6 protein-coding genes and 1 pseudogene are annotated in these 7696 nt (G+C 64.8%); 4 read left to right on the top strand and 3 right to left on the bottom strand.

The annotated features are described in order from the left end of the window. Positions 1-254: 254 nt before the first annotated feature. Together FS320_RS34075 and FS320_RS34070 are read left to right on the top strand one after the other, a co-directional pair. The gene (locus tag FS320_RS34075) at positions 255-419 is read left to right on the top strand and encodes a hypothetical protein (protein ID WP_192926377.1); all 165 of its coding nucleotides are present in this window, start codon (positions 255-257) and stop codon (positions 417-419) included. Then, positions 407-577 (top strand): outer membrane protein, encoded by a 171-nt coding sequence (locus FS320_RS34070; RefSeq protein WP_162003426.1) that lies wholly within the window; start codon positions 407-409, stop codon positions 575-577. Before FS320_RS34075 ends, FS320_RS34070 begins: the two co-directional genes overlap by 13 nt. A 309-nt stretch (positions 578-886) precedes the next feature. On the opposite strand, the gene FS320_RS34065 is transcribed toward FS320_RS34070, so the two are convergent. Continuing rightward, entirely contained in the window at positions 887-5500 is a 4614-nt protein-coding gene (locus FS320_RS34065; protein ID WP_152716824.1) for an apolipoprotein A-IV repeat region-like domain-containing protein, read from the bottom strand. Between the two features lie 316 nt (positions 5501-5816). On the opposite strand from FS320_RS34065, the gene FS320_RS34060 reads away from it, so the two are divergent. Then, entirely contained in the window at positions 5817-6137 is a 321-nt protein-coding gene (locus FS320_RS34060; protein WP_152716823.1) for a 2Fe-2S iron-sulfur cluster-binding protein, read from the top strand. Positions 6138-6240: 103 nt separating this feature from the next. Next, positions 6241-6666: a universal stress protein gene (locus tag FS320_RS34055; RefSeq protein WP_152716822.1), complete on the top strand. Its 426-nt coding sequence runs from the start codon at positions 6241-6243 to the stop codon at positions 6664-6666. A gap of 128 nt (positions 6667-6794) precedes the next feature. Here FS320_RS34055 and FS320_RS34050 read toward each other — a convergent pair whose 3' ends face one another. Then, complete coding sequence (locus FS320_RS34050; RefSeq protein WP_152716821.1) at positions 6795-7364, bottom strand: hypothetical protein; 570 nt, start codon at positions 7362-7364, stop codon at positions 6795-6797. A gap of 59 nt (positions 7365-7423) precedes the next feature. Then, a pseudogene (locus FS320_RS34045) lies at positions 7424-7567 on the bottom strand (VWA domain-containing protein); the annotation flags it as partial. Positions 7568-7696: the final 129 nt, after the last annotated feature.

Below are 7696 nucleotides of genomic sequence, written 5' to 3'. Positions count from 1 at the left end.
CTCCCCGCGCCGCCAATGCCTTGATAGTCATGCGAGCCTCCTGATCGAGCCGGCTCATGCGCTCCTCCGTGTCGTCCCGTGACACGGTAGGTCGACTTCAACCGGAGGCGACATCTCGTAAATCTGGCCGTCGCCTTACTCACACATTCGCGCGTCGCGCTACAGGGCCCATTCCCACCGCAGCATCCGTAACGGACAGTGGTCGTTTCCAATCCTCGACGTTCATGGTGAACGGCTATCTGGACTTCAGGTCAATGATGGGCCTTACGCCTTATGTCGGCGCTGGTATCGGCGTGGCGCATAACGTTCTCTCTCATCATGTGCTGACGACCTATAACCCAGCGACAGGGGAGGAAACCTCCGAGCAATTTGCTGGCGGCGACACCTTCAGTCTCGCTTGGCGCTTATGGCTGGCGTAGGATACCAGCTGTCGTCGAACTTCACACTCGATCTCGGATACCGCTATGTCAGCCTTGGTGACGTAAAAACACGCTCCTACGACAGCGGCACCGGAGTAGATGTGGAATCGATCGGCGCTCACGAAGTGCGGCTGGGCGTCCGTTATAGCTTCAACTGAGAACCGTACAAACTCGAGAGCTTCACAATAAATACGGTCCTTCTCTCATCACCCGAGCCTCAGGGAGGTATGCGATCAGCCCAGGATCAATCGATCGGCCTTTCGCTGCACTGGGACGGAGGTAGGGGAGGAATATGTAGGCTGATTAAACCATCTGTCTTCATATAATCGGAACGCAAAGTGTTCTGATTTATCGACCTCCACCCTCAATCCTTCCTCACGTCGAGGCGGAAAGAGATGCTGGGCCCAAAAGCAAAAGCGCGGCCCGGGAGCCGCGCTTTTCTCATCTCGCTTGAAGCTTTATCCGGCTCAGTCGAACCGGCCGCTCGCATGGGCCAGCATGGTGTAGACCTTGCCGGTTTCCGATGTGAGATAGGTCTTCGTGAGCATGGAGTCGCGGTCGTCGCGGGAAACCTCCGCAAGCAGGCGCTCGAACTCTTCCACATAACGATCCACCGTCTGCCGGAACTCCTCGTCGCGGCGGTACTTGCGGCGGATCTCATCGAAGGTCTGCTGACCCTGCAGCGTGTACAGGCGACGGGTGAACACGTTGCTCTCGCCGCGGCGATAGCGGTCCCACAGCTCGACGGCCGCTTCGTGGTCGATCATCCGCGCGATGTCGACAGAGATCGAATCCAGGGATTCGAGGCTGTTGGTGCGGGCGCGATCGGCGCGGGCCGGTGTGCGGGCGGGCTCCTCAATCTCGTCGCGGGAGGCCCGGTTCAGGAGGTCCGACAGCCAGCCGCCACGAGCGCCGGCATCGCGGGGCGGAGCCTCCTCCCGGCGTGCAGTCGGACGTTCCGCCGCGGGCGGAGCCTGACGAACGGGCGCAGGGGCCGGTGCTGGAGCGGGGGCCGGAGCAGGAGCGGGCTTGGGCTCTGCCTGACGGGCGACCGTCGGCGCGGGCGCAGGCGTGGGAGCCTGCGCGATCCTCTGCTCGACTGCGGCCGCGACGGCAGCCATGGTGGCGGCAACCGGCGTTTCATTGACCGCAGCCTTGCGCGGCTGGGCGGCCGGAGCGGTATCGACCAGACGGTTCGAGCGGGACACCAGAGCGGACAGCTCGTTGAGAGCCTTGATCTGGTCGGCGACGACGCGGCGCATATTGGCGCTCGCCTCCTGGGTCTCCTGCGGCAGCTCCACGACACCGCGGCGGAGTTCCGCCCGGGTGGCCTCCAACTCGCGCTGGATCTGCCCGGTCATGCCGCGCAGGTCGCCCATGGTATCGCGGAACTTCGCGGTGGCGTTGCTCAGCGCCTCGGTCATCTCGGCCGCGGCCTGCTCGTAGCTGGTGCGCAGGGCGGCTGCCGTGCGGGCGCTTTCCTCGCCCGTGGTGGCGCGGATGCGCTCGAACTGCTCGCCGATCGCGTTCGTGGTGGTCTCCGCGGCCGCGGCGAGGACCGCGCCGAGCTGGCGCGCCTTGGCGTCGGCGTTTTCGAGCGAGCCTTCCAGCAGGGTCGTGAAGGATCGGGTGACGGATTCCAGATCCTGCGAACGGTCGCTGATGCGGCTGAGAAGCTCGTCCAGGGACTGCTGGCGGCCGGACAGGGCCTCGCTCATGCGAGCCTCGACACGCTCCAGGGCGGTCGTTGCCTCGGTGAGGGTGCGCATCTGTTCGCCGGTAGTGTCGGTGAGGGCGCGGCCGCGCTCCTCGAGGCTCTGGGCCAGTTCCAGGGCCTGCTGGATGGCGCCGGAGGACACGCTGCGCAGCGCATCGACCTGGTCCGCCACCTGATCGGAGGCGCGCCCCGTCTGAGTGGCGATCTCCGACAGGAGCGACTCGATGTGCTGGACCCGACCGGCCAGTCCATCCTCGACCGCCCCGAGATTGCTGCTGGCGGAGGCCGCGACCTGCTGCAGCAGACGGTTGCCTTCCTGCAGGCGGCCGAGAACCTCAGTGAGTTCGCCCCGCAGACGCTCGTTGGCGCCGGTGAGGGTTTCAACGGTCTGCTGCGTGCCTTCGTCGATGGCGCTGCGCATGGCTTCCGTCGATTGCATGTAAGAAGCGGTCAGCTCTGTCGTGCGCACCTGGAGAGAGGAGAGCAGGGTGGTGCTGCGCTCTTCGAGATTGCGAAGAGTCGTGTCGCTGATGGCGGCGACTTCGCGACCGATGACTTCACCACGGTCGCCCAGGCTCTCGACGAGGGACGCGCCCTGGGTGTCGAAGATCGAGCGGATCTCGCCGATGCGGCTGGTGAGCGAGCCGAGAACGGCCTGCCCGCGCTCGTCGATGGTTTCGGCAACGCCGCTGAGACGGTTGACGACACGCTCTTCGAGCATCGTCACGCTCTGGTTGAGCGCGTTGGCAATCTCTTCCGCACGGCTTCCCAAGGTCTGGTTGATCTCGAAAGCGCGGGTGCCCAGCATTTCCGTGATCTCGTCGGCGCGACTGCCGAGCACCTCGTTGATCGAGGCAATGCGGCCGTCCAGGGATTCGCCGATCTGCCCGGCCCTGGAGGACAGGGTGTCGGCGATCGCATTGGTCTTGGCGGCGATCACCTGGCTGATCTCGTCGACGCGGGTCTGAAGTGCGGTCGCCACGTCGCGTCCACCTTCGGCCATGACGCGGGCCATCTCGCCGGTGCGGATGACGAGGGCCTCGTTGAGGGCTGTGGACCGGGCGCCGAGAACGCTGTCGACCCGCTCGACGATGGTGTCGAAGTTGACGGCGATCTCCGAGGTGCGGCGTGAGGCGTGCTCCTCGAGAGCGGCGAGCTGGGTCTCGATCGCGGTGGTCGCCTCGCGGGCACGCTCGGCGAAGGTCTCGGCCACGGTGCGTCCCTGCACGGTGATGAGACGGTCCATCTCCTCGAATCGGCCGCTGATCGTCTCGGTCAAGCTGCCCACGTCGCGGGACATGCGCTCGGCCATCTCGCCGCCGCGGGCCATGACGCCCTCGAACGCCGTGAGGCGCGAGCCGAGGGTCTCTTCCATTTCGCGGGTGCGGGTATCGACCGTGGTGGAAAGGGTCTCCGCGGTCCGGTTGAGCACTTCGTTGACGCGCGATCCTTGGGACGCGATGGCGAGAACGATGTCCTTGGCGGTGGTTGCCAGACGGGTGTGCGCTTCGTCGGTGTGGAGGGAGAGAGCCTCCGAGAATTCCTGGCCACGCGCTTCGAAGGCAGTGCGGAACTCCTCGACCTGAGTGCCCATGAGCATCGAGACGCGCTCGCCGGCCTGAGCGAGGCTGGTCTCCAGCGCCTCGCCCTGGACAGTGACGGATTCGCTGACGCGCTGGCTGGCCGTCTCCAGGCGGGTCGCCAGATCCTCGACACGGGTGCCGATGGATTCGTCGGCGAGGCGCACGGCGCTCTCGAGCTGCTCACGCACTTGGACGCCGCGCTGGTCGATCTCGCTCGCGACGTCGGCAGCCGTGGTTGCCAAGCGTTCGCGGAACTCGTTGCCGCGCAGAACGATCTCGTCGACGACGCCGGTTCCCGTAGCGGCGAGCTGCTCGCGCATCTGGGTGCCACGGCTCACGATCTCCTCACCCACGGCGGAACCTGCGGCGGCGATCTGGTCGCGCATCTCCGCAGTACGGGCCGAGATGTCGTCGGCAATCACGCCGCCCGTGGCTGCCAGCTTCTCGGTGATCTCGCTGCCGCGCTGCGTGAAGCTGTCTTCCAGGGTGCGGGCCGTCTGCTCGAATGCCTCGCGTACGTCGTTGCCCTGCTGGGCGAGGGCGTCGATCACGCCGCGACCGGTTTCCGCAAGGGTGCGGGTAACCTGGCTTGCGCCTTCCTGGAGGTGGCGGGTCAGCAGATCGCCGGTGCGCTCGAAGGCGCCGGTGATGTCCTGCGCCTTGCTCTCGAGCGCGCCCGTGATGACGGTGGCCACCTCCGCAATGCCGTTCTTGATCTCATCGCTGGAGCCCGAGAGACGCTCCACCAACTCGACGCCGCGACCTGCCATTTCCTCGACGACGTGCTCGCCGGCGCGGCCGAGGGCCTGGGTGATGTGATCGCCCTGCTGCTCGAGCGAGGCCGTAACCTTGTCGCCTGCGCCGCTGACGGCGGCGATGACGCGCTCGCTGGCGCCGTCGAGGTCCTGGATCAGGGTCTGGTGCGCGCCGGTGATCGAGCCGCGCACGCGCTCCGCGTTCGACACGATGGCCTCGCGCTGCGCCACCAATTCGTCGATGAGCGAGCGGATGCGGATTTCGTTGTCTGAATAGGCGCGCTCCAGCGTCGAGATCTCACTGCGCACGAGGGTTTCGAGCTCTCCGGCGCGAGCCAGCGCCCGCTCGACGCCATCGCCGACGGCGGCCACTTCACGACGCACGGCCTGCGAGACGGAGAGGACGGCGTCGGTGGAGAAGTTTTCCGGCTGAGCCAGACGCACGGCGACTTCGCCGACCGCGCGGGCCACCATCTTCATCTCCTGCGAGCGGATCGTGAGCATCGCGGCGATGAGGAACAGGAAAACCGGGGCCACAAGCCCGACGGCGCCGAGTGCCAGCTGCGAGGCCGAGAAGGTGGTGAGCAATTGCTCGGGGGTCGTGATGCCCTGCGTATATACGAGGGCCCCGACGCCGCCCAGCCAGAGCAGGGACGCGAGCGTGGCGATCACATAGGCGCGGGGCGAAGGGCGGACCTGAAGAGCCTGCAGCATCACGCCCACGTTCTGACGGTCGTCGTTGGCAACGGCATTCCGGTCGGGGGCGACGAAGCCGGAGCGGGCCATGTCATCGAAACGAGGGTCATGATCGTCTGCCTGGGCGGACAGGGAGTCTGAGCCGAGACCGAAAGGTCCCTTGGTGAAGTCGTGATCGTCGATATCCGGCAGCTTGGGCTCTTCGTAAGGCTTGCCGCCCGAGCGCTCCGGGGTGTGGATCACGAATGTCTCGTCAAGGTTGAGCGCCTGCTCGACGGCCGACAAGGCTGCCTCGGCCGGGTCCTTCATCTTCTTGTTCTCGGTCGCCATGATCCGCCCTCGTGACGCAACTGATGATGGTTGAAGCCGCCTCATTCTCTGAAAAACGAGGTGAATGCATGGCTTCAACCGGTACGGAGCCCCGTTCAAGGGTTTCCGCACGGTAATCTGTTATTTACCAAGCAAGTCTAGCGGCCGATCTGAAACAAGGAAACCCGATGTCCCCTGCCATTTATGAACGTCGTTAACGGCTTAGTAACCTGCTCTACCGGGAAAAATTGCGGCGAAAAGACGGCAGGTTTTGTATGCGTCTCTCGTCTTCCGGCGCAGTCTGTCATAAGTATGCGCCGACAAGCAGAGGTCCGCAATGATCAATATTACGTTCATCGATGCCGAAGGCACGGCCCGCACCGTCGAGGCGGAGGAGGGCGCAACCGTCATGGAAACTGCCGTCCGCAACGGCATTCCGGGTATCGAGGCAGAATGCGGTGGGGCCTGCTCCTGCGCCACCTGTCACGTCTATGTCGCGGAAGAATGGGAAGCCGCGACGGGCCAGCCTCAGCCCATGGAGGAAGACATGCTCGACTTCGCTTTTGATGTGCGCCCCAATTCGCGGCTCTCGTGCCAGATCCGCATCAGGCCCGAACTCGACGGGCTCGTCGTTCACACTCCCACCCGTCAAGGCTAAAGCTTCCTCCGTGCAGGGGAGGAGGCTTTTGTCGTCATGCCTCATTTTTTGATGGCGAACCGGATCCACTGCGCCGGAAAACGCTCTGTCTGGAGATACGCTCATGTTCAAGACGATCCTGGTGCCCGTCGATCTCGGTGAAGTGGAGGCGGCGCAACCCGCCATCGACAAGGCCGTCGAGCTCGCCGGCATTGCAGACGGCTCCCTGCGGCTGATCTATGTGCGCGCCATCGTGCCGGTCACCTACATGGAGTTCATGCCGCCGACCTTCGACGAGGAGCAGCAGGGCGAGGCAGACAAGAGGCTGGCGGCGATCGCCGCCAAGGTGAAGCTCCCGGCAGAGCGCGTCTCCGCTGTGGTCCGGCTCGGTTCGGTCTACAACGAGGTCCTGGACGAGGCCGAAAAGACCGGCGCCGATCTCGTCGTCATCGGTTCGCACCGGCCGACCATGGCAACCTATCTGCTCGGCTCCAACGCCTCCACCATCGTGCGCCATGCCAAGTGCTCGGTGCTGGTGGTGCGGGCATGAGCCTCACACCTCTTCCGTCGTGGCCGGGCTCGTCCCGGCCATCTCGAAACCGAGAAGCGCCGCGCCTCAGACAATCGGGATCGCCGGCACGAGGCCGGTGATGACGAGGGCGACCGGAATTTCACTCCTCAAGACACCTTCGGCAGAAGCTCCGCCGGCAATTCCCCTGCGCGGAAGGGGCGCGGCTTGTTGAGCCTGATCATCGGTTCGATCTGCCATGCGCCCACGATGGCGAGAAGCGCTCCAAGCAGGGCAACGCCGGTCGCTCCCATCTGGAGGGCCTGCCAAATCAGGTAGGCCATGGCCAGTAGCGATGCGACGGCGAGCGCCGAGGTGGGCAGCCAGAGCCCCATTGGCTTTCCGGCCACGAACCTCGCCTGCGGATTGGCGCGGGCGATGGCCTCGCAGAGGGCATGGGTGAAAGCGCGGTATTCCTGGGTCAGTTCCTGAGCCTCAACCAGGCTCTTCCAATTGAGCGAGCTGAAGGTGAAGGACTTGCCGTCCTTCATGATCACCTTCGTGCGGAAGGCCTTCTGTGCCAGGCGACCGGGCTCGTAGGTCATGCGCACCTTGTCGACGGCCCCGAGCTGGACCTCGTGCACCTTGCGGCCGGAATCCACCGTGAGCTTCTCGCCCTTGAGGATGAAGGAAATCGGTCCGCCGAAGGGCTTGGGGCTGTGGGTGTAGGTCTGGGTCATGCAGCTTCTTATCCGCGCATCATCGGTTCGGCAAACGGCCCCACTTTGTCGGACGAGGTTTATCGCACCAATTCACGCATCGCGTGGTCGATGCCTTCGAGATTGAGCGGATACATCCGCTCGCCGAAGAGCTGCCGGATCAGGGAAATGGAGTGGGTGTAGCCCCAGTGCGGCTGCGGCACCGGGTTCAGCCACACGGCTTTAGTACTACTGTGTCATAAACTTTGTGTGGCAGCAGGGACATCGTGGGAGCCTTCGCACGAGAGTGCAGATGAGTTCAGCCCGGATGGTGGCGATCGACTGGGCGACGTGGCGTTCGGGGCGGATGGGTG

The sequence above is a fragment of the Microvirga tunisiensis genome (assembly GCF_009296175.1).
Classification (GTDB): domain Bacteria; phylum Pseudomonadota; class Alphaproteobacteria; order Rhizobiales; family Beijerinckiaceae; genus Microvirga; species Microvirga tunisiensis.
This window is presented reverse-complemented; position numbering and strand designations above follow the sequence as displayed.

Bases quoted from the DNA above. Each gene is read 5' to 3' on its own strand.
- FS320_RS34060 (WP_152716823.1), top strand. From the start codon at position 5,817: ATGATCAATATTACGTTCATCGATGCCGAAGGCACGGCCCGCACCGTC.
- FS320_RS34065 (WP_152716824.1), bottom strand. From the start codon at position 5,500: ATGGCGACCGAGAACAAGAAGATGAAGGACCCGGCCGAGGCAGCCTTG.
- FS320_RS34055 (WP_152716822.1), top strand. From the start codon at position 6,241: ATGTTCAAGACGATCCTGGTGCCCGTCGATCTCGGTGAAGTGGAGGCG.
- FS320_RS34050 (WP_152716821.1), bottom strand. From the start codon at position 7,364: ATGACCCAGACCTACACCCACAGCCCCAAGCCCTTCGGCGGACCGATT.
- FS320_RS34070 (WP_162003426.1), top strand. From the start codon at position 407: ATGGCTGGCGTAGGATACCAGCTGTCGTCGAACTTCACACTCGATCTC.
- FS320_RS34075 (WP_192926377.1), top strand. From the start codon at position 255: ATGATGGGCCTTACGCCTTATGTCGGCGCTGGTATCGGCGTGGCGCAT.